Annotated in this window: 18 protein-coding genes; 8 read left to right on the forward strand and 10 right to left on the reverse strand. The window is 75.1% G+C overall.

Features of this window, described 5'->3' with window-relative positions; genetic code table 11:
- The first annotated feature begins 31 nt into the window (after positions 1-31).
- Together AC07DW_RS11415 and AC07DW_RS11420 are read left to right on the forward strand one after the other, a co-directional pair.
- Positions 32-1,213: a glycine C-acetyltransferase gene (locus tag AC07DW_RS11415; RefSeq protein ID WP_478857406.1), complete on the forward strand. Its 1,182-nt coding sequence runs from the start codon at positions 32-34 to the stop codon at positions 1,211-1,213.
- A 63-nt stretch (positions 1,214-1,276) separates the two neighbouring features.
- Positions 1,277-2,197, forward strand: a complete 921-nt coding sequence (locus AC07DW_RS11420; RefSeq protein WP_478857407.1) for a LysR substrate-binding domain-containing protein — start codon at positions 1,277-1,279, stop codon at positions 2,195-2,197.
- Between the two features lie 98 nt (positions 2,198-2,295).
- Here AC07DW_RS11420 and AC07DW_RS11425 read toward each other — a convergent pair whose 3' ends face one another.
- From AC07DW_RS11425 to AC07DW_RS11445, 5 genes are all read right to left on the reverse strand, one after another.
- On the reverse strand, positions 2,296-2,427 hold the full coding sequence (locus AC07DW_RS11425; protein ID WP_478857408.1) for a hypothetical protein: 132 nt from the start codon (positions 2,425-2,427) through the stop codon (positions 2,296-2,298).
- 53 nt (positions 2,428-2,480) lie between these two features.
- A complete protein-coding gene (locus AC07DW_RS11430) occupies positions 2,481-2,816 on the reverse strand; it encodes a hypothetical protein (RefSeq protein WP_478857409.1) in 336 nt (111 codons plus the stop codon).
- Between the two features lie 144 nt (positions 2,817-2,960).
- On the reverse strand, positions 2,961-4,313 hold the full coding sequence (locus AC07DW_RS11435; RefSeq protein ID WP_478857410.1) for an amino acid permease: 1,353 nt from the start codon (positions 4,311-4,313) through the stop codon (positions 2,961-2,963).
- 66 nt (positions 4,314-4,379) lie between these two features.
- On the reverse strand, positions 4,380-6,479 hold the full coding sequence (locus AC07DW_RS11440; RefSeq protein WP_478857411.1) for a phage holin family protein: 2,100 nt from the start codon (positions 6,477-6,479) through the stop codon (positions 4,380-4,382).
- 22 nt (positions 6,480-6,501) lie between these two features.
- On the reverse strand, positions 6,502-6,906 hold the full coding sequence (locus tag AC07DW_RS11445; protein ID WP_478857412.1) for a hypothetical protein: 405 nt from the start codon (positions 6,904-6,906) through the stop codon (positions 6,502-6,504).
- 94 nt (positions 6,907-7,000) lie between these two features.
- On the opposite strand from AC07DW_RS11445, the gene AC07DW_RS11450 reads away from it, so the two are divergent.
- Together AC07DW_RS11450 and AC07DW_RS11455 are read left to right on the forward strand one after the other, a co-directional pair.
- Positions 7,001-7,783 (forward strand): MBL fold metallo-hydrolase, encoded by a 783-nt coding sequence (locus AC07DW_RS11450; protein ID WP_478857413.1) that lies wholly within the window; start codon positions 7,001-7,003, stop codon positions 7,781-7,783.
- Complete coding sequence (locus AC07DW_RS11455) at positions 7,780-8,415, forward strand: DedA family protein (RefSeq protein WP_478857414.1); 636 nt, start codon at positions 7,780-7,782, stop codon at positions 8,413-8,415. Before AC07DW_RS11450 ends, AC07DW_RS11455 begins: the two co-directional genes overlap by 4 nt.
- A gap of 17 nt (positions 8,416-8,432) precedes the next feature.
- Here the strand turns inward: AC07DW_RS11455 and AC07DW_RS11460 are convergent, their stop codons facing one another.
- From AC07DW_RS11460 to AC07DW_RS11470, 3 genes are all read right to left on the reverse strand, one after another.
- On the reverse strand, positions 8,433-9,509 hold the full coding sequence (locus AC07DW_RS11460) for an MBL fold metallo-hydrolase (RefSeq protein ID WP_478857415.1): 1,077 nt from the start codon (positions 9,507-9,509) through the stop codon (positions 8,433-8,435).
- 13 nt (positions 9,510-9,522) lie between these two features.
- On the reverse strand, positions 9,523-10,749 hold the full coding sequence (locus AC07DW_RS11465; protein WP_478857416.1) for an aminotransferase class I/II-fold pyridoxal phosphate-dependent enzyme: 1,227 nt from the start codon (positions 10,747-10,749) through the stop codon (positions 9,523-9,525).
- Positions 10,750-11,276: 527 nt separating this feature from the next.
- Positions 11,277-12,071: an RNA polymerase sigma factor SigF gene (locus tag AC07DW_RS11470; protein ID WP_189549000.1), complete on the reverse strand. Its 795-nt coding sequence runs from the start codon at positions 12,069-12,071 to the stop codon at positions 11,277-11,279.
- Positions 12,072-12,363: 292 nt separating this feature from the next.
- Here AC07DW_RS11470 and AC07DW_RS11475 point away from each other — a divergent pair, with 292 nt between their 5' ends.
- The 3 genes from AC07DW_RS11475 (at position 12,364) to AC07DW_RS11485 (ending at position 15,387) form a co-directional block, all read left to right on the forward strand.
- Complete coding sequence (locus tag AC07DW_RS11475; protein WP_478857417.1) at positions 12,364-14,154, forward strand: thiamine pyrophosphate-requiring protein; 1,791 nt, start codon at positions 12,364-12,366, stop codon at positions 14,152-14,154.
- Positions 14,155-14,342: 188 nt separating this feature from the next.
- On the forward strand, positions 14,343-14,717 hold the full coding sequence (locus AC07DW_RS11480; protein ID WP_478857418.1) for a DUF2795 domain-containing protein: 375 nt from the start codon (positions 14,343-14,345) through the stop codon (positions 14,715-14,717).
- 124 nt (positions 14,718-14,841) lie between these two features.
- Complete coding sequence (locus tag AC07DW_RS11485; protein ID WP_478857419.1) at positions 14,842-15,387, forward strand: type 1 glutamine amidotransferase domain-containing protein; 546 nt, start codon at positions 14,842-14,844, stop codon at positions 15,385-15,387.
- 107 nt (positions 15,388-15,494) lie between these two features.
- Here the strand turns inward: AC07DW_RS11485 and AC07DW_RS11490 are convergent, their stop codons facing one another.
- Positions 15,495-16,082 carry a TIGR03086 family metal-binding protein gene (locus AC07DW_RS11490; protein WP_478857420.1) on the reverse strand — a complete coding sequence of 196 codons (588 nt, stop codon included), beginning with the start codon at positions 16,080-16,082 and terminating at the stop codon, positions 15,495-15,497.
- A gap of 276 nt (positions 16,083-16,358) precedes the next feature.
- On the opposite strand from AC07DW_RS11490, the gene AC07DW_RS11495 reads away from it, so the two are divergent.
- Positions 16,359-17,867 (forward strand): phosphatase PAP2 family protein, encoded by a 1,509-nt coding sequence (locus AC07DW_RS11495; RefSeq protein WP_478857421.1) that lies wholly within the window; start codon positions 16,359-16,361, stop codon positions 17,865-17,867.
- Between the two features lie 10 nt (positions 17,868-17,877).
- On the opposite strand, the gene AC07DW_RS11500 is transcribed toward AC07DW_RS11495, so the two are convergent.
- A complete protein-coding gene (locus AC07DW_RS11500) occupies positions 17,878-18,645 on the reverse strand; it encodes a hypothetical protein (RefSeq protein ID WP_478857422.1) in 768 nt (255 codons plus the stop codon).
- Positions 18,646-18,666 lie beyond the last annotated feature (21 nt).

The raw sequence follows: 18,666 nt of genomic DNA on the forward strand, positions 1-18,666 counted from the left end.
CCTCGCAGTGACCCCTTAAGGAGTACCCCTCATGTACGCGTCCGTCCGCGACGAACTGCGCGCCACCCTCGACGAGATCCGCGACGCCGGTCTCTACAAGCCGGAGCGGGTCATCGGCACCCCGCAGAGCGCGACGGTGTCCGTCCCCTCCGGTGACGTGCTGAACTTCTGCGCCAACAACTACCTGGGGCTCGCCGACCACCCCGAGGTCGTCGCCGCCGCCAAGGAGGCGCTGGACCGCTGGGGCTACGGCATGGCGTCCGTGCGGTTCATCTGCGGTACGCAGGACGTGCACAAGGAGCTGGAGCAGCGACTGTCGGCGTTCCTGGGGCAGGAGGACACGATCCTCTACTCCTCCTGCTTCGACGCGAACGGCGGTGTCTTCGAGACGCTCCTCGGCCCCGAGGACGCGGTGATCTCCGACGCCCTCAACCACGCCTCCATCATCGACGGCATCCGGCTGTCCAAGGCGCGCCGCCACCGGTACGCCAACCGTGACATGGCCGACCTGGAGAAGCAGCTCAAGGAGACGCAGGACGCCCGGCGGCGCCTGATCGTCACCGACGGCGTCTTCTCCATGGACGGCTACGTCGCGCCGCTGCCGGAGATCTGCGACCTCGCCGACCGGTACGACGCCATGGTCATGGTCGACGACTCCCACGCGGTCGGCTTCGTCGGCCCCGGCGGCCGGGGTACGCCCGAACTGCACGGCGTGATGGACCGGGTCGACATCATCACCGGAACGCTCGGCAAGGCGCTGGGCGGCGCGTCCGGCGGCTACGTGGCGGCGCGGGCGGAGATCGTGGAGCTGCTGCGCCAGCGTTCGCGCCCGTACCTGTTCTCCAACTCCCTCGCCCCGGTGATCGCCGCCGCGTCGCTGAAGGTCCTGGACCTGCTGGAGTCGGCCGGTGACCTGCGGGAGAAGCTCGTGGCCAACACCAAGCTGTTCCGTACGAGGATGACGGAGGCGGGCTTCGAGATCCTGCCCGGCGACCACGCGATCGCCCCGGTGATGATCGGTGACGCGGCCGAGGCCGGGCGGATGGCGGAGCTGCTGCTGGAGCGGGGCGTGTACGTGATCGGCTTCTCGTACCCGGTGGTGCCCATGGGGCAGGCCCGCATCCGGGTGCAGCTGTCGGCGGCGCACTCGACGCGCGACGTGGAGCGCGCGGTGGCGGCGTTCGTCGACGCCCGGGCGGCGATGGCGGGCTGACGGCGGGGTGCCCGGCCGGGCGGGCGGCGATGGCCGGGTGGCCGGCTGGGTGACAATGGCAGGGTGATCGACCCCCGCCGGCTGCGCGTCCTGCGGGCCGCGGCGGACCACCGTACGGTGACCGCCGCGGCCGCCGCGCTGTACCTGACCCCGTCCGCCGTCTCGCAGCAGCTCGCCGCGCTGGAGCAGGAGACGGGGCACGTGCTGCTGACCCGCAGCGGCAAGGGCGTGCGGCTCACGGCGGCCGGGGAGATCCTGCTGGAGCACGCCAACGAGGTGCTCGCCCAGTTGGAGCGGGCGGAGGCGGAGCTCGCGGCGTACGCGGGCGGGCACACCGGCGAGGTGACGGTCGCCGCCTTCGCGACCGGGATCGCCGAGGTGCTGGCGCCCGCGATCGGACGGCTGGCCGGGACGCACCCCGGCATCCGGGTGCGGGTGAAGGACGCGGAGGGCGACGAGTCGCTGCCGCTGGTCCTGGACGGCGAGGCGGACGTGGCGCTGGCGGTGGAGTACCGGGGCGCGCCGCGCGAGGGCGACCGGCGGCTGGCCCGGGTGCCGCTGTACGCCGAGCCGTTCGACGCGGTGCTGCACGCGGGGCACCCGCTCGGGCAGGAGCCGGAGGTGGGGCTGGCGGCGCTCGCGGACGCCGACTGGATCGCGCCCTACCCCGGCAACCCGTGCCACGACATGGTGCTCCTCGCCTGCGAGCTGGCCGGCTTCGACCCCCGGCTCGTGCACTCGTCCGACGACTTCCGCGCGGTGGTCGCCCTGGCCGGCGCGGGCGCGGGCGTCGCCCTGGTGCCGCGCTCGGCGCTGCGGGGCATAGAGCTCAAGGACGTGGTGGTCCGCCCGGTCGCGGGCCCGGCGGCGTTCCGGCGGGTGTTCGCGGCGGTACGGCGCGGCGCGGAGGAGCACCCGCTGATCCGCCCGGTGCTGGACGCGCTGGCGGCGGCGGCGGACGGGCTGTCGGCGCCGGGCAGGTGACCGGGGGGCGGGCGACCCGGAGGGCGGATGACCCGGGGGGCGGGCCGCCGCGCCCGCCCGCCGTGGACGCGGCCGGCTTCTCCTCTCCCGCTGTGCCGCTACTTCTCGTCCTCCTCGGGAGGCCGGGGCACGGCGTCCCGGTCGGCGGCCGGGGAGGCGTCCGGGTCGGCGGTGCGGGTCGCTTCGGCGCGGATCAGGGCGTTCAGGGCCGCGAAGGGGTCGATGGGCATGGCTGTCCTCCTGGTCGGTGGCGTGGTCGGGCCGCGCGGGCTGGGCGTACCGCTCAGCAGCGCAGGACCACGCACCGGACGGCGCGTACCGCCGGCCGGCCCGTGAGGAGGGGCGGCGGCGTGGCGGGCGGGGCCGCCACCGGGCGCCGGCCGGGACGGGGTGCCCCGGGGCGGAGGGCCCGCCGATGGCGGCGGGCCGCGCGGGGCGGGGCGGCCGCCTCGCCCTCCGTCAGGTCCGGGTCGGGCGCCGTCGAGGCGGCCGGGCGCGGTTCGGCGCCGGCGGGCGCCGCGGTCCCGGCCGTTGCGCCCAGCAGGGCGGCCAGCACGAGGAGGGTGACCAGCACGGCCCGGCGAGCGGTGGCGACGAACCGGGATGACGTGCTGGTCATGGGCGTTCCTTTGCCCGTGACCGGCCGCCTTGTGCCGTTCCGGGGCGAGAACCGCTCGTTCGGCGGAGCGGGGACACCGGGCCCCGGCCCGGACGGGTACGCACCCGCCCGGGGTGGCCGTCGGCGCCGGGGACCCCGGCGGGGTCAGGCGCGGTGCTTGCGGGCGGACATCCAGGCGTGGACCAGCACGCCCGCGAAGAGGAACAGCACGCCCTGGTAGACGGCCGCGTAGCCGGAGCCGGCGACCAGCCACATGGAGAACGCGAAGGCGACCACCGCGAGAACGGCGTCGCGGACGAGACGGGGGCGGTGGACCCGGTCGCCGCGGCCGGAGGCCAGGAAGTAGATCTGCGCGGCCGTCGACAGCAGGTAGGGCACCGTGGCGGTGAACGTGGTGACCAGGACCAGGATCTCGAAGACGCCATCGGGGCCGGCCGTGTAGTTGTAGACGGTCAGCAGGGAGGCGAGGACCACGGTGACGAGGACGCCGTAGGTGGGGACGCCGCGCCGCTTGTGCAGGAACATCTGCGGGAACAGGCCGTCCTTGGCCGCCGCGTACGGGGTCTGGGCGCTGAGCAGGGTCCAGCCGTTGAGGGCGCCGACCATGGAGACCAGGGCCATGCAGGCGACGGCGGTGCCGCCCCAGGTCCCGCCGAACATGGCGTTGACGGCGGCGGAGAAGGGCGCGCCGGACTCGACGAGCCGGTCGTGGGCGACGAGGCCGAAGACGGAGAGGGTGCCCAGCAGGTAGATGACGGCGGCGCCGAGCGTGCCGAGGATGGTGGCGCGGCCGACGTTGCGCCGCGGGTCGCGGACCTCGCCGGCGCTGACCGCCGCGGACTCCACGCCCAGGTAGCTGAAGAGCAGGATGGCGGCGGACGCGGAGACCGCGCCGACCGCGCCCGAGTCGCTCGCCTGGAAGGGCCCGAGGTTGGCCGAGTCGAAGAAGAACAGGCCGCCGACGGCCACCAGCAGGAGCGGGACGAACTTCAGGACGGTGGCGACGAGCTGGACGGCGCCGACGTACCGCGTACCGGCGAGGTTGGCGAGGGCGGGCAGCCACTGGAGCGCCAGCGCCGCCGCGATGGTCGCGGCCGTGGACTCGTGCACGGGGACGAGGACGTCGAGGTAGCCGACGGCGGCGACGGCGAGGGCCGCGTTGGAGACCCAGGTGGTGATCCAGTACGACCAGGCCGAGAGGAAGCCGGCGAAGTCGCCGAAGGCCTCGCGGGCGTAGATGTAGGGGCCGCCGGTGAGGGGGTGCCGCCGGGCGAGGCGTCCGAAGACGAGCGCGAGCGCGATGGCGCCGACCGTCAGGACGGCGAACGCGACGAGGCTGATGGTGCCATAGGGGGCGACCGAGGCGGGCAGCAGGAAGATCCCGCCGCCGATGATGTTGCCCATGACCAGGGCGGTCGCGATGGGCAGTCCGAAGCTGCGGGCGTGCCTGGACCGCTCGTCGGGGGTGGGGTCGGTGATCGTGGGGGTGCTGGTCATGGGGGGTGGTGCGCCTTTCTCCGTACAAACCTGAACATGGTCAGGTACGGCGAACGCTGCACCAAATCACCCGTGTTTGTCCGGAGCGACGCGGTCGCCGACCGGAAATGCTTCTTCCGCTCGGGGGCGTGACGGGACTTCCTGCACGGGCACCTGGGGGCCCTGGCTCTCCCGCAGCCAGCGCCGTAGCACCCGGTGGACCTCCTCTGCGCCCACCAGCCGGCCGCCGTCCGCGACCGGCGGGGAGAGGGTGCGCGGATACAGCAGGAACGCCTCGGACTGCTCGCCGCCGAGCCCGCCGTGCGAGCCGATCTGCTCCTCGAAGGCGTGCACGGTGCCGGTCCGCGGGTCGTACGCGGAGTTGACCATGACGTCCGCGGCGTGCGGGAAGGAGTCGGTGCGCCGGACGGCGTCGGCGGTCCCGGGGCCGAAGGCCGCGAGCGGGCCGTCGTCGGTGAGGTCGTCGACCGGGGCCTCGAACCCGTCGGGGCCGAGCACCACCGACCCGTGCCGCTCGCTGCGTACGAGCAGGAAGCCGATGCCCGGATGGTCGGCGAGGGCGCGCAGCAGGGCGGGGTGGCGGCGGTCGATCTCCTCCCGCGACATGCGGTGACGCACGTCGGGGAACGAGATCAGGCCCAGGTTCCCGGAGGCCAGCACGATCGGGTCGGAGGTGCGGGCCGGGCGCTCCTCGCGCTCCTCCACCGGCAGGCGTACCGCGCTGCGCAGCGCGCCGCGCGCCTCGGCGCCGCTCGGGCCGTGCTGGTCGCGGCGCGGTACGGGCAGTCCGCAGCCGGCCCGGACCAGGTCCCGCAGCGTCAGGCCGTACGCGGACTCGAAGGTCTCGCCGGGGCTCTGGCCGTGGTCGGAGAGCAGGACGAGGCGGTAGGGGCGCGGGGCGTGCTCGGCCGCCTCGGCGATCAGGGCGAGGGAGCGGTCGAGGCGCTCCAGCACGTCGAGGGCGTCGCGGCTGTGCGGCCCGGAGTGGTGTGCGACCTCGTCGTACCCCACGAGGTCGGCGTACACGGCGGTGCGGCCGGCCAGTATGTCGCCCATGACGGCGGCGACGACCACGTCCCGCTCGACGACGGTGGCGAAGGCCCGGATGAAGGGGTACAGCCCGCCGCGGCCGACCCGGGGCCTGTCGCCCCTGATCCGGGACCGGGTGGACTGGCCGATCTCGCGGCCCGCTTCGGCGAGGAAGGACAGGGCGGTGCGGACGGCGTTGGCGGGATCGCGGAAGTAGGCGACGTACCCGGCCCGGGAGCGGTTGCGGCGGCCCCGGCGGGCCGACACGGACAGCACCAGGGCGAGCTGGTCGGCGCCGCCGCTGAACAGGTTGCCGCGGCTCGCCCCGTCCAGGGTGAGCAGCCCGCCGTCGCCGGTGCGCGCTATGGCGCGGCGCTGGAGTTCGGCGGCGCTGGCGGGCCGGTTGCTGACCATGAGCCGGCCGGTGTCCTTCTCGTACCAGCGGAAGGCGGGGACGTCGTGGTTGGTCCCGTGCAGGATGGCCAGCTGGCTGGCGCCGGTCTGGCTGGACCAGTCGGTGCGCCAGGAGGTGAGGCGGTGGGTGTCGGCGAGCCACCCGGCGACGGTGGGCATGGTCCCGTCGGCCACGGCGTCCCGCAGCACCCGGTGCCCCACGCCGTCGAGCTGGAGGAACACCGTGCCGGGCGGGGCGGCGGGGCCGAGCGCCGGGGGCTTGGACCGGCTGCGGCCGGCCAGCCTGTACAGGCGGCGCCGGTAGGCGTCGTCGTCGCGTACGGCGAGGGCGGTGGACGTGGCGGACGCGACGGCCGACATCACGGCCGCGACCACGACGGCGTTCTCCGGGTCGGCCTCGCCGCGCCCGTCGGGGATGAGCCACAGCGCGACGAGCAGCAGCGAGCCGTTGAGGAAGAAGGCGAGGAACCCGAGGACCAGGGCCGGGACGAGCAGCAGGGCGCGGACGGCCAGCGGCCACACCAGGGCGCTCAGCAGGCCGAACGCCCCGGCGCCCCAGGCGGCGGTGACCGCGGTCCGGGTGATGCTGTCGCCGTCGTCGGACTGGAGCTGGAAGTCGGGCAGGAGACCGGCGAGCGCGAGCAGCGTGAGGGTGGACACCGCCCACACCACGACGACCCGCAGCAGGGCACCACCCGCCGTACGCCACCGTGCCCGGAACACGCCCGTCCGCTCCCGCCCCTGCTCAGCAGCCGTCGTAGCCCGCCGTCGGCATGGAGAGCCGGCGGTGCACCTGGGCCTTCATCCCGGCGTCGTACGCGGGTTCGTCCAGGCCCGCCGTCTCCAGCCGTACGCCACGGCGCTCGCACTCGGCCGTGAAGTCCCGCGCGGACGTCAGCGCCCGGGCGAGGACCCGCTCGTTGGGGACGACGAACAGGTCGACCGCCCCCGCCTCGACGTCGGCCCACAGCATCCGGTGGTCGGGCCGCATCCCGTAGAACAGCAGGTGCCGGCTGACGACGTAGCCCTTTCCCGCCGCCCACAGCTCGCACATGGCGTGCTGGCTGCGGGTGTCGACCAGGAAGGGGTCGCTGTCGAGCTCCTCGAGCGGCGTCAGGCTGGCGATCGCCGCCACGTGTACGTCGTCCATGCCGCCGACCCTACTCCGATCACCTCCGGGCGAGGAGGCGCGCATTTACGCTCGTAGGAGCTCGTACGGCATTGCGGGAGCGAGGAGGGCGGGCGTGCCGGTGGAGGTCACGTGGTGGGGTCATGCCACCTGTACGGTGCGGGACTCGGGGGTGCGGGTGCTGACCGATCCGTTGTTCGCGCGCCGTCTGGCCCATCTGCGGCGACGGCGGGGCGCGCTGCCGCCGCCGGCCGCCGCGCGGGCGGAGGTGGTGCTCATCTCGCACCTGCACTCCGACCACCTGCACCTGCCGTCACTGGCCCGGCTCGCCCCGGGCACGCGGCTGGTCGTGCCGCGCGGGGCGGCCCGCGCGGTGCCGGGGCTGCGGAGGCTGGCGGCGGCGGGCGGGTTCGCGGTCACCGAGGTGGCCGCCGGGGACGAGGTGAAGGTGGAGGAGCTGGTGGTGCGGGCGGTGCCGGCGCGCCACGACGGGCGGCGGCTGCCGGTGGGGCCGCATCACTCCCCCGCGCTCGGGTATGTGATCAGCGGTGCGGCGCGGACCTATTTCGCCGGGGACACCGGACTGTTCGACGGGATGGCGGAGGCCGTGGGCGAGGTGGACGTGGCGCTGCTGCCGGTCGGCGGGTGGGGGCCGTTCCTGGGGGACGGCCATCTGGACGCGGCGCGGGCGGCCCGGGCGCTGGCCGAGCTGGCGCCGCGCGCGGCCGTACCGGTGCACTACGGCACGTACTGGCCGATCGGGCTGGACGGGGTGCGGCCGCACGAGTTCCACGCGCCCGGTGACGAGTTCGTGCGCCATGCGGCGCGGCTGGCGCCCGGGGTGGCGGTGCACCGGCTGGGGCACGGCGAGAGCGTCCGGCCGGAGGTGTCCGGGTGATCGACGCCGTGGTGGGTGCGCTGCCGGAGTCGACCCAGCACGCCGTCGGCTATCCGGCGCTGTTCCTGCTGGTGGCGTTGGGGGCGCTGGTGCCGGTGATCCCGACGGGGGCGATCGTCAGCTCGGCCGCGGTGGTGGCGTTCCATCAGACGTCACCGGTCGCCCTGCTGGTGGTGTTCGTGCTGGCGGCGGGCGCGGCCTTCGTCGGGGACGTGGCGCTGTACTGGCTGGGGCGGCGCGGGGTGCGGTCGGAGCACGGTTCGCGGTGGCTGGAGGCGCTGCGGAGGCGGGCGGCGCCGGACCGGCTGGAGCAGGCGCGGGTCAAGCTGCGGGAGCACCGGGTGTCGGTGCTGGTGCTGTCCCGGCTGGTGCCGGCGGGGCGGATCCCGGTGATGCTGGCGTGCCTGCTGGCGGAGATGCCGCTGCGGCGTTTCGTGCGCGGCAACCTCCCGGCGTGCCTGGCGTGGGCGGTGACGTACCAGCTGATCGGCGTCCTGGGCGGCTCCCTGTTCTCCCGTCCGTGGCAGGGCGTACTGGCGGCGGTGGTGCTGACGGTGCTGGTGGGGGCGGTGCCGTCGGTGTGGCGGCGGGTGCGGACCCGCTCGTCCGGGGCACCCGGTGCGGCGCGCTGATGCGCCCCGGCGGGCCTCTAGAGAACCCGGGAGGCGCCGACCGGGAGGTCCCACAGGCGGTCGCGGGACAGGCCGGCCTTCCGCCAGGCGGCGCGGACGCGGGTGAGGGGCTCCATGACCGGTTCGGAGGACAGCACGAACGTGGCCCAGTGCATGGGCGCCATGATCCGGGCGCCGAGGTCCTGGAACGCCTGGACGGCCTCCTCCGGGTCGGTGTGGACGTCGCGCAGCCACCAGCGGGGGTCGTAGGCGCCGATGGGCAGCAGGGCGAGGTCGATGCCGGGATGGCGGCGGCCGATCTCCCCGAACCAGTGCCCGTAGCCGGTGTCGCCCGCGAAGTACACGCGGTGCCCGTGCGGTCCGGCGAGCACCCAGCCCCCCCACAGCGAGCGGCAGGTGTCGGTGAGGGTCCGCTTGGACCAGTGGTGGGACGGTACGAAGTGGAAGCGGACGCCGCGCAGTTCGGCGGTCTCCCACCAGTCGAGTTCGGTGACGTGGGTGAAGCGGCGGCGCCGGAACCAGCGGCCGAGCCCGGCGGGGACGAGGACCGGGGTGTCGCGGGGCAGCCGGCGCACGGTGGGGGCGTCGAGGTGGTCGTAGTGGTTGTGGCTGATGACGACGGCGTCGACGGGCGGCAGGTCCTCCCACCGGACGCCGACGGGCGTGATGCGGGCGGGCGTGCCGAGGATGCGGCGGGACCACACCGGGTCGGTGAGGACCGTGAGCCCGCCGACCCGGACGATCCAGCTGGCGTGGCCGGCCCAGGTGACGGCGACGGACTCCGGCCCCACGGCGGGCATCGGCTCCGGCGCGAACGGCAGGCGCGGGATGTCCCGGAGCCCCTCGGCGGTCGGGCGCACCGCTCCCTCCCGGGCGAGCCTCGCCATGGCCCGTACGCCGGGGAGCGGGGCGGTCAGCCGGTCGGCGAAGGAGCGCGGCCAGGTGCGGCTCCGGCCGAGGGGGCGCGGGGCGCCGCCGGCCGGGGGACCCTCGGTGGACGCGGCGCGGGCGCCGCCCTGGGCGGGCTGCTCGGTAAACGCGGCGTGGGCGCCGCCCTGGGCGGGCTGCTCGGCGGGTACCGTCCGTTCCGTCATCTGCCAGCTCCGTTCACCGTGGTTCCCGCAGTTCGTGGAACGCGGAACCGAACCTTTCCAACGCTTCCACCACGTGGGGCGACTCCAGCGGGTCCGCCGCCGTGAGGGACTCCGTGCGCTCCTCGTGGGTCGCTCCGAGCAGGGGCCACGTCGCGAGGCGCACCCGGAGGGCGCCGAGTTCGTCGCCGAACCGGTGTCCGCCGGGGACGGGCACGCCGAGGCGGTTCGTCAGGTACTCCTCCAGCTCCATGGAGTCGGTCACGCCGCGTTCGGCGAGGCGGGCGCGCAGGGGGCCGAGGTCGGCGTACAGGTGCCGTCCCGCCCGGGGTGGAAGGGCTAGCGCCCCGGCGGTCAGCACCGCGTGGTGCGCGGCGGCCGCCACGCGCGCGTGCAGGGCGGCGCAGGCCGCCGCGCGGGCGGTGACCGGCGCCGGCTCGCCCAGCGCGTGGGCGGCGGCGGCGGCCACGGGCGCGGCGACCAGCGCGCCGAGCGCGGTCAGCCGGTCCAGGGTCCGGGCGCGGCGGTCGGGGCGGGGTCCGGCGGGTGGGAAGCGGGCGATCGCGGCGGGCCAGGCGGCGGGGGTCAGGGCGCCGGCCAGGTCGCACAGCACGGTGACGTCGTCGGGGCACATCTCGGCGGGGCTGACGAGGACCGTGTCGTGCGGCTCGTGCACGGTGTCGCGCCAGGTCTCGTCGCTGATGATGTGCAGGCCCTCGGCGACGGCCGCCTCGCACGCCTCGCGCACCACCTCGGGCGGGGCGACGGTGGCGGTGGGGTCGTCGGCCACGGAGAGCAGCAGGACCGCCGGGTGGCCGCCCTCGGCCCGGACGCGCCGTACGGTCTCCAGGAGCGCGAACGGGTCCGGTACGCCACCGCACTCCGCGGGCGTCGGCACGTGGTACGCGGGCCGGCCCAGGAGTCTGGCCTGCGGGGTCCACCAGGCGGGGCACGGCCGGGGCATGAGGACGTCGCCGCCGTGGGCGGCCATGAGGGCGGACAGCAGCGGCTGGGCGCCGGGCGCGGCGGCGACGTCCTCGGGGTGGCAGCGCAGGCCGCGCCGCCCCCAGTAGCCGCAGGCCGCGTCGCGCAGTGCACCACCGCCGCCGGGCGGTTCGGGCTCGGTGCGGCCGGCGGCGGCCGCGAGGACGGCGGCCAGCTCGGGCAGCACCGGCAGCCCGGGCTCGGGCGCGGGTGGCCCGTAGCGCACGGGTCCGCGTCCTTTGGTGTCCGGCTGCCGCATGCCCTCACCTCCGCCGCTGGAGCTCCGCCGCTGGTGGTCCGGGGACATGTGCCCAGCCCTACAGCCCTTTATACGGAGGTTCCTCGCAGCTCGCCGCTCCGGAGCGGTCCGGCCGGTGGTCCGGGGCGGCGGGGTGGTGCGGGGGGGGTGGCGCGGTCCGGCCGGTGGTACGGGGTCGGGCCGGTGGTACGGGTCGGGCCGGTGGCGCGGTCGGCCGGGTCCGTCACGAGGGCGGGTGTGCGGCGCGGTACCGCCGCTCCTCGCGGCGTGCGGCGAGGAGCCCGGCCGGAAGCCGCCGGCCCGCGGCGGGTCGGCCTCCCGACGGGTGCGGGCCGGGGAAGGCCCGCGTGCGGCGAGGACGCCTCGGGCGCCTCCGTCGTGGTGCGGGCCAGGGGTGGCCGCCACCGACGCAGGTCGACGGGGCGGTGGCGGACGGGGCGGCGCTGTTCCGCAGGGGTGCGCGGCGGGGGTTCCCGGCGGCCGGGGGGCGGGCCGCCGACGTGCTGTCCCGCCCCGTGCGGCGCTCGCTAGGCGGCGGCGTCCCGCATGATGTCCTCGCGCATCTGGCTGCAGCACCGGCTGATCAGCCGGGACACGTGCATCTGCGAGATGCCGAGGTCCTCGGCGATCCGGCTCTGGGTCATGTCGCGGAAGAACCGCATGTAGAGGATCTTCTGTTCGCGTTCCGGCAGGCTGCGCAGGCGCGGCTTGACCGCTTCGCGGTCGATGACCACGTCGAGGGCCGGGTCCGGGCCGCCGAGGGCGTCGACGAGCGTGTAACCGTCCTCGGTGCCGGGCAGCTCGGCGTCGAGGGAGAGGGCGGTGAAGCTGTCCAGGGCCTCCAGCCCGGCCATGGCCTCCTCCTCGGTCATGCCGGCCTTCTCGGCGATCTCGGACACGGTGGGAGCGCGGCCTCCGACCGTGTGCGAGAGCTCCTGGTAGGCGGCGCGGACGCGGCCCCGCAGGTCCTGGACGCGACGCGGCACGTGGAGCGTCCACATGTGGTCGCGGAAGTGGCGCTTGATCTCGCCGGTGATGGTGGGGACGGCGAAGCTCTCGAAGGCCGCGCCGCGCTCCGGGTCGTACCGGTCCACGGCCTTGACCAGACCGAGAGCGGCGACCTGCTTGAGGTCTTCCAGGGACTCGCCCCGGTTCCGGAACCGGCCGGCGAGCCGGTCCGCCATGGGAAGCCAGGCCCGGACGATGTCCTGCCGGACCGCTTCCCGTTCCTCGCCCTCCGGCAGGGTGGCCAGGCGCTGGAACGCCTCGGCGGTGTCGGGGGCGTCATCGTGCGGATGCTTCGTGTGAGCGAGGGTACGCATTTGCTTTTCAGCTCCCTGAACGGTGCTGACGGTTGGCTCTGTCACCCCGAGGAGAGCTCCTTTCTCCGGGCAGGAGACACGCCCGGAACGGATCGCCGCTCCTACGGACGTGCCTCCGGTCCGAAGCACGAGATGCGCCTGCCCGGGGTCCGACCCGGCAAACTCCTGATTCCATGCTGGCCGCGATCCGGCGTTTCCGCTCTTCGAGGCCGCGGTACCCGGGCCAGTGCTGCCGCGACGCGGCACCGCTACCAACGGGTAACTACCGTGTGCCAGGCCGGGAGGACCGCGAATGAGCAAGGATGTCGCCGATCAGATTCTCGCGCGGCTGCGCGACTGGGGCGTGGAGTACGTGTTCGGCTATCCGGGTGACGGCATCAACGGACTGATCGCCGCCTGGGGCCGCGCCGAGAACCAGCCCCGCTTCATCCAGGCCCGGCACGAGGAGATGGCCGCCTTCGAGGCGGTCGGGTACGCGAAGTTCGGGCACCGGCTCGGGGTGTGCGTGGCGACCTCGGGGCCGGGCGCCATCCACCTGCTGAACGGGCTGTACGACGCGAAGCTCGACCATGTGCCGGTGGTGGCGATCGTGGGCCAGACGCACCGCAGCGCCATGGGTGGCTCGTACCAGCAGGAGGTCGACCTCCACTCGCTGTTCAAGGACGTCGCCTCCGACTTCATCGCCACCGTGAACGTCCCCGAGCAGCTGCCGAACGTATTGGACCGGGCGATCCGCACGGCGTACGCGCGCCGCTGCCCGACCGTGGTCATCGTGCCGGGCGACGTGCAGGAGCTGGAGTACACGCCGCCCACCCACGAGTTCAAGATGGTGCCCTCCAGCCTGGACCGGAGCGCCTGGACGGCGGTGCCCGCCGACGAGGCGCTGGAGCGGGCCGCCGAGGTGCTGAACTCCGGCGGGAAACCGGCCATCCTGATCGGCCAGGGCGCGGCGGCGGCCCGCGCGGAGGTGGAGGAGGTCGCCGAGCTGCTGGGCGCCGGTGTCGCCAAGGCACTGCTCGGCAAGGACGTCCTGTCCGACGAACTCCCCTATGTCACCGGCTCGATCGGACTGCTGGGCACCCGGCCGTCCTGGGAGCTGATGCAGGACTGCGACACGCTGCTGACGATCGGTTCCAGCTTCCCCTACAGCCAGTTCCTGCCGGAGTTCGGGCAGGCGCGGGCGGTGCAGATCGACCTCGACCCGCACATGGCCGGGATGCGCTACCCGTACGAGGTGAACCTCATCGGCGACGCCCGCGCCACGCTGCGCCGACTGATCCCCCTGCTGCGGCGGAACCCCGAGCGCGGCTGGCGGGAGAAGATCGAGAAGTCGGTGCGGCGCTGGGAGGAGGTCATGGAACGGCGGGCGAGCGTGTCGGCCGACCCGCTGAACCCGGAGCACGTGGCACGGGCCCTCTCGCCGCTGCTGCCGGACCGGACCCTGCTGACGTCCGACTCCGGGTCGGTCGCCAACTGGTACGCCCGGCACATCTCGATGCGCGGTGACATGCGCGGCTCGCTGTCCGGGACGCTGGCCACGATGGGGTGCGCGGTGCCGTACGCGATCGGCGCCAAGTTCGCGCACCCGGACCGGCCGGTGGTGGCCCTGGTCGGGGACGGGGCGATGCAGATGAACGGGCTGGCAGAGCTGATCACCGCCGCCAAGTACCGCCACCAGTGGGACGATCCGCGCCTGGTCATCGGTGTCTGGAACAACCGGGACCTCAACCAGGTGACCTGGGAGCTGCGCGCCATGGGCCACGCCCCGTCGTTCCTGCCGTCCCAGGAGCTGCCGGACGTGCCGTACGCGCTGTTCGCCCGGTCCATCGGGCTGACCGGGCTGCGGGTGGAGAAGCCGGACGAGGTGGAGAACGCCTGGCGGACGGCGCTGGCCGCGGACGGACCGGCGGTCGTCGAGTTCGTCACCGACCCGTCCGTACCGCCGATCCCGCCGCATGCGACCTGGCAGCAGCTGGAGTCCACCGTCGCGGCCCTCGCCAAGGGCGACGCCGGGCGTGGCGCGGTCGTGAAGCAGGGGCTGAAGGCGAAGGTGCAGGAGTTCCTGCCGGGCGGGAAGTCCTGACGGTACGGGCGGCCGGGGGTCTTCGGGCGCGTACCGCCGTCCGCGCCCGAAGACCTTCTTCCCCGTCACCCCTTGGCCGCTCGGACCGCAGCCGCGAGTCCCCCGCTTCGCCGTCCCCAAACCCGGGTTTGTCCCGGCCCCGTCGGGTACCCGCCCGGCGACCGCACAGGCAAGACATGGAGGGCTCCATGCAGCGAGGCAGCGACCGGCTCAGCCGCCGCCAGGACGATGAGATGAAGCACCAGCTCCAGGGGCTGCTCAGGTCCGGCCACCCGACGCGGACCGAGGAGTGGCACGACCCGGAGCCGGTGGCCGAGGACGACCCGGAACTGGCACCGCCCCGGGGCCACACCGACCCGTTCGAGGCACTGCGCCTGGAACTGGGCCGGCACCTGGCGCGCACGCCGTTCCCGGCACACCGCGGCGACCTGCTGCGCATGCTGCGAGAGCGGCACGCGCCCGATCCGCTCGTCGAGCGGGTGGCGGCGCTGCCGGACGACGGCACCTACCGGAGCGTGCAGGACGTGGCCGTGGCGCTGGAGCGGCCCCCGCATCCGGCGTAGCCCGGCGGGAAGGGCGCGGCACGGGTGCAACCGCCCGCCGCCGGCCCCGCCGGCCGGACCCCGGCGCCCGGCACGGAAGGCAGCCGGCCCGGTAAGCAGGACAGACAGCCAGAAAGGAACCACTGTGCAGATCGCGTTTCTCGTGGCGCCCGAAGGCGTCGAGCAGGTGGAACTCACCGACCCCTGGCAGGCGGTGAAGGACGCCGGTGACACGCCCGTGCTCGTCTCGACCGAGCCGGGCGAGATCCAGGCGTTCAACCACTTGGACAAGGCGGACACCTTCCCCGTCGACCGGACCGTCGCCGACACGTCGGCCGGTGACTACGGCGCGCTGGTGCTTCCCGGCGGTGTCGCCAACCCCGACTTCCTGCGCATGGACGAGAAGGCCGTGGCGTTCGTACGGGACTTCTTCGAGGCGGGCAAGCCGGTCGCGGCGATCTGCCACGGTCCGTGGACGCTCGTGGAGGCCGACGTGCTCCGCGGCCGTACGCTCACCTCGTGGCCGAGCCTGCGGACCGACATCCGCAACGCCGGCGGCGAGTGGGTGGACGAGCAGGTCAAGGTGTGCGAAGCGCGGCCCAGCACCCTGATCACCAGCCGCAAGCCGGACGACCTCAAGGCGTTCTGCGAAGCCCTCACGGCGGAGTTCGCCAAGACCTCGGGCGGCTGACCCGTCGGACGCCCGGCCCCCTCGGACGCCCGGGCGGCCGGGCCGGCTCCTCGTCCCGCGCGGCGGACGAGGAGCCTCGTCGTGCGCCAGGGCCGTCGTCAGGGCCGTCAGGCTTCGCGCCCGACCATCGCCAGCAGTCTGGTCTGCTCGTCGGCGTCCGGCGGGGGCGTGAGCGGCGCCGCGAACAGACCGCTGTCGGCCAGGCTGTCGGCGTACGGGGACACCTCACGCACGGTGAAGTCGACCAGGTCCCGCGGCAGCCGCTCGTCGGCGCCGATCGCCCGGGACAGGTCCCAGGCGTGGACCACCAGGTCGGCGACCATCTGCGAGCAGTACGCCGGAACCGGCGCGGGGCCGGACGACAGGTGCACCGTCCGGTCCAGGGCGCCCTTCTCCAGGAACGCGTCGCGGGAACCCGCCGCGGCCAGGTCCCACGCCCCGACCGGGTCGTCGCCGAGGACGTCGCCCTCGTAGGCGTCGCCGATCTGCTGGATCGTCCGCCGCTCCCGGACCAGTGGCGGCACCCACAACTGCTCGGCGGTCAGGTGGTTGACCAGGTCGCGCACCGTCCAGTCGGTGCACGGAGTGGGGGCGTCCCACTGGTCGGCGCGCACGGCGTGCACCCGCGCGCCGAACAGGTCGAGCGCCTCGCCGTGCCGGGCGAGGAGTGTGCTGGGCACATGGGGGTTCGGCACCGGGGTCACCTCCGTCGGTCCGCTGTCGTCACCGGTCCACTCTCCCCGGCCGTGACGGCGGGCGCCACGCGAGTGGCCTTTCCGGCCGACGCGTGTCGGGGCCCGCGCCCGGCCTCCCGGTGCGGTGGCGCGGCCGGTCGCGCGGGGGCGGCGTGCCTGGAACGCCCCGGCGGCCCGTCATCAGCGCGGCCAGCGGCCGGAACGGCGGGGACCGGCCCGGGGCCGAGGGGGGCGGGCCGACGCGTGGGCGGAGCGCTGAGGGGGTAGGCGCCGGGCATGTCCGATTCCTACGGCCTGTCGCCGGCCGAGAGCGTCCGCGACCGGGTGACCGCCCGGCTCAGCGCCTGGGACCGCCAGGTCTTCCACCGGGTCGCCACCCGGCACTGGCCCGGCGGCGACCAGGTGCTGCCCCGGCTGAGCCACACGGCGAACCACGGGCTGCTGTGGTTCGGCGCGGCGGCCGGCATGGCCGTCCTCGGGCGCGGCGCGCGATCGCGACGGGCCGCCGTCCGCGGCGTCGCGTCCCTGGCACTGGCGTCCGCGGCCATCAACACCGTCGGCAAGCGGTCCGTGCGCCGCGCCCGGCCGGTGCTCGACGCCGTGCCGGTGGTGCGGCAGCTGAAGAAGCAGCCGTTCACCACGTCGTTCCCGTCCGGCCACTCCGCCTCGGCGGCCGCCTTCGCGACGGGCGTCCTGATGGAGTCCCGGGGCTGGGGCGCGGCCGTGGCGCCGGTCGCCGCCGCCGTGGCGCTGTCCCGCGTCTACACGGGCGTCCACTATCCGAGCGACGTGCTCGTCGGCGCGGCGCTCGGCGTGGGCGCCGCCTTCGCGGTACGCGGCGTGGTGCCGACCCGGTCGCAGCTTCCCGCGCCGGGGCGCCCGCACACCGACGCGCCCGCCCTCCCGGGCGGTGCCGGGCTGGTGGTGATCGCCAACCGGGCCTCCGGTGCCGGCGACACGACCGCCCAGGTGCGGGACGGGCTGCCCGACGCGGAGGTGCTGGAGTGCGAACCGGACGGGATAGCGCGGGTGCTGGAGAAGGCCGCCGCCTCCGGGCGGTGCCGGGCGCTCGGCGTCCTGGGCGGCGACGGCACGGTGAACCGGGCGGCGGCGGTGGCCGCGCGGTACGGCCTGCCGCTCGCGGTCTTCCCGGGCGGCACGCTCAACCACTTCGCGTACGACCTGGGCATCGAGTCCGTCCAGGACACCTGCCGCGCGCTGGCCGCGGGCGACGCGGTCCGCGTCGACCTGGGACGGTTCTCCCCCGGCCCCGACGGCGCGCCGCACGGGTACTTCGTGAACACCTTCAGCCTGGGCGTGTACCCCGAGCTGGTGCGGCTGCGGGAGCGCTGGTCGCCCCGGATCGGCGGCTGGCCCGCCGGTGTGCTGGCCGCGCTGCGGGTGCTGCGCGGTGAGCACCCGCTGACGGCCTACGTGCACGGGCGTCGGCGGCCCCTGTGGCTGCTGTTCGCCGGGAACTGCGTCTACCGGCGCATGGGGCCCACGCCGGGCCGCCGTCACGACCTGGCGGACGGCATGCTGGACGTCCGCGTGGTGCACGCGGGCCGGCTGCCGGGGCTGCGTCTGCTGGCCGCCGCGCTCGCCGGGCCGCTGAGCAGGTCGCCGGTGCACGCCGCCGAGCGGCTGCGCCGGGTGCGGGTCTCGGGACTGGCGCCGGGGACGCCGCTGGCGTACGACGGCGAGGTGACGGACGCCCCGCCGGAGCTGCTCGTCGACAAGGACGACGAGGCACTGACGGTCTACCGTCCCACGCCCGCGTCCTGACCCGGCCGGATCACCGGCCGAGCGTCCCCGCGTCCCCCATCACGACGACCGGGTGCTTCGCCGGGTCCAGGGCGAGCAGCAGCTGCCGCATGTCGTCCCGCCGCAGGGAGACGCAGGCGCGGGTGGGCCCGCCGTGGTCGACGTGGATCCACACCCCGCCGCCCTTGGCGGCACCGAGGGGGCGGACCTTGTTCAGCGGCGAGGTGCCGGGGACGCGGTTGTAGTCGATGGCCACGACGTGGTCGAAGGAGCCCTCCAGCGGTTCGCCCAGGAAGCCCGTGCCCGGCATGTTGAACTCCTCGCTCCGGTCGTAGGGCATCCGGGTGCCCGGGTCCGGGAGTCGTCCCCCGGCGTCGCCCAGGGCGAACACGCCGATGGGCGAGCGCAGGTCCCCGGCGCGGTGGTGGGCCGTCCAGCCGCGCAGCGCGTTGTGCGCGGGCCAGGGCTGGCTGACCGCCTTCCACCCGGCCGCCGGGTCGCGCTCGTACAGCACGGCGGTCGACTGGTGGGAGTGCGGCCCGTCGCCCTTGACCACGAGGGCCTGGGTGCTGGTGGCCGGGACGCGCGAGCGGGTGGCGGGCCCGAGGCCCGGGATCTCGGCGGGCGCGATCAGGCGGGGCCCACCGGGGGCGGGGGTGGCCGACGCCGTCTTCTTCGCCCCGTCGGCGGGGCCCGGACCCGGGGCGGCCGCGCGGGGCACGGCGCAACCCGTGAGCAGCAGCCCGGCGCACACCGCGCCGGTGAGCACATGGCGTCCTGCTCTGTTGACGACGGGCATTGTCGGAGCCTTTCCCTCATC

It is taken from the genome of Streptomyces sp. NPDC045701 (assembly GCF_056432045.1).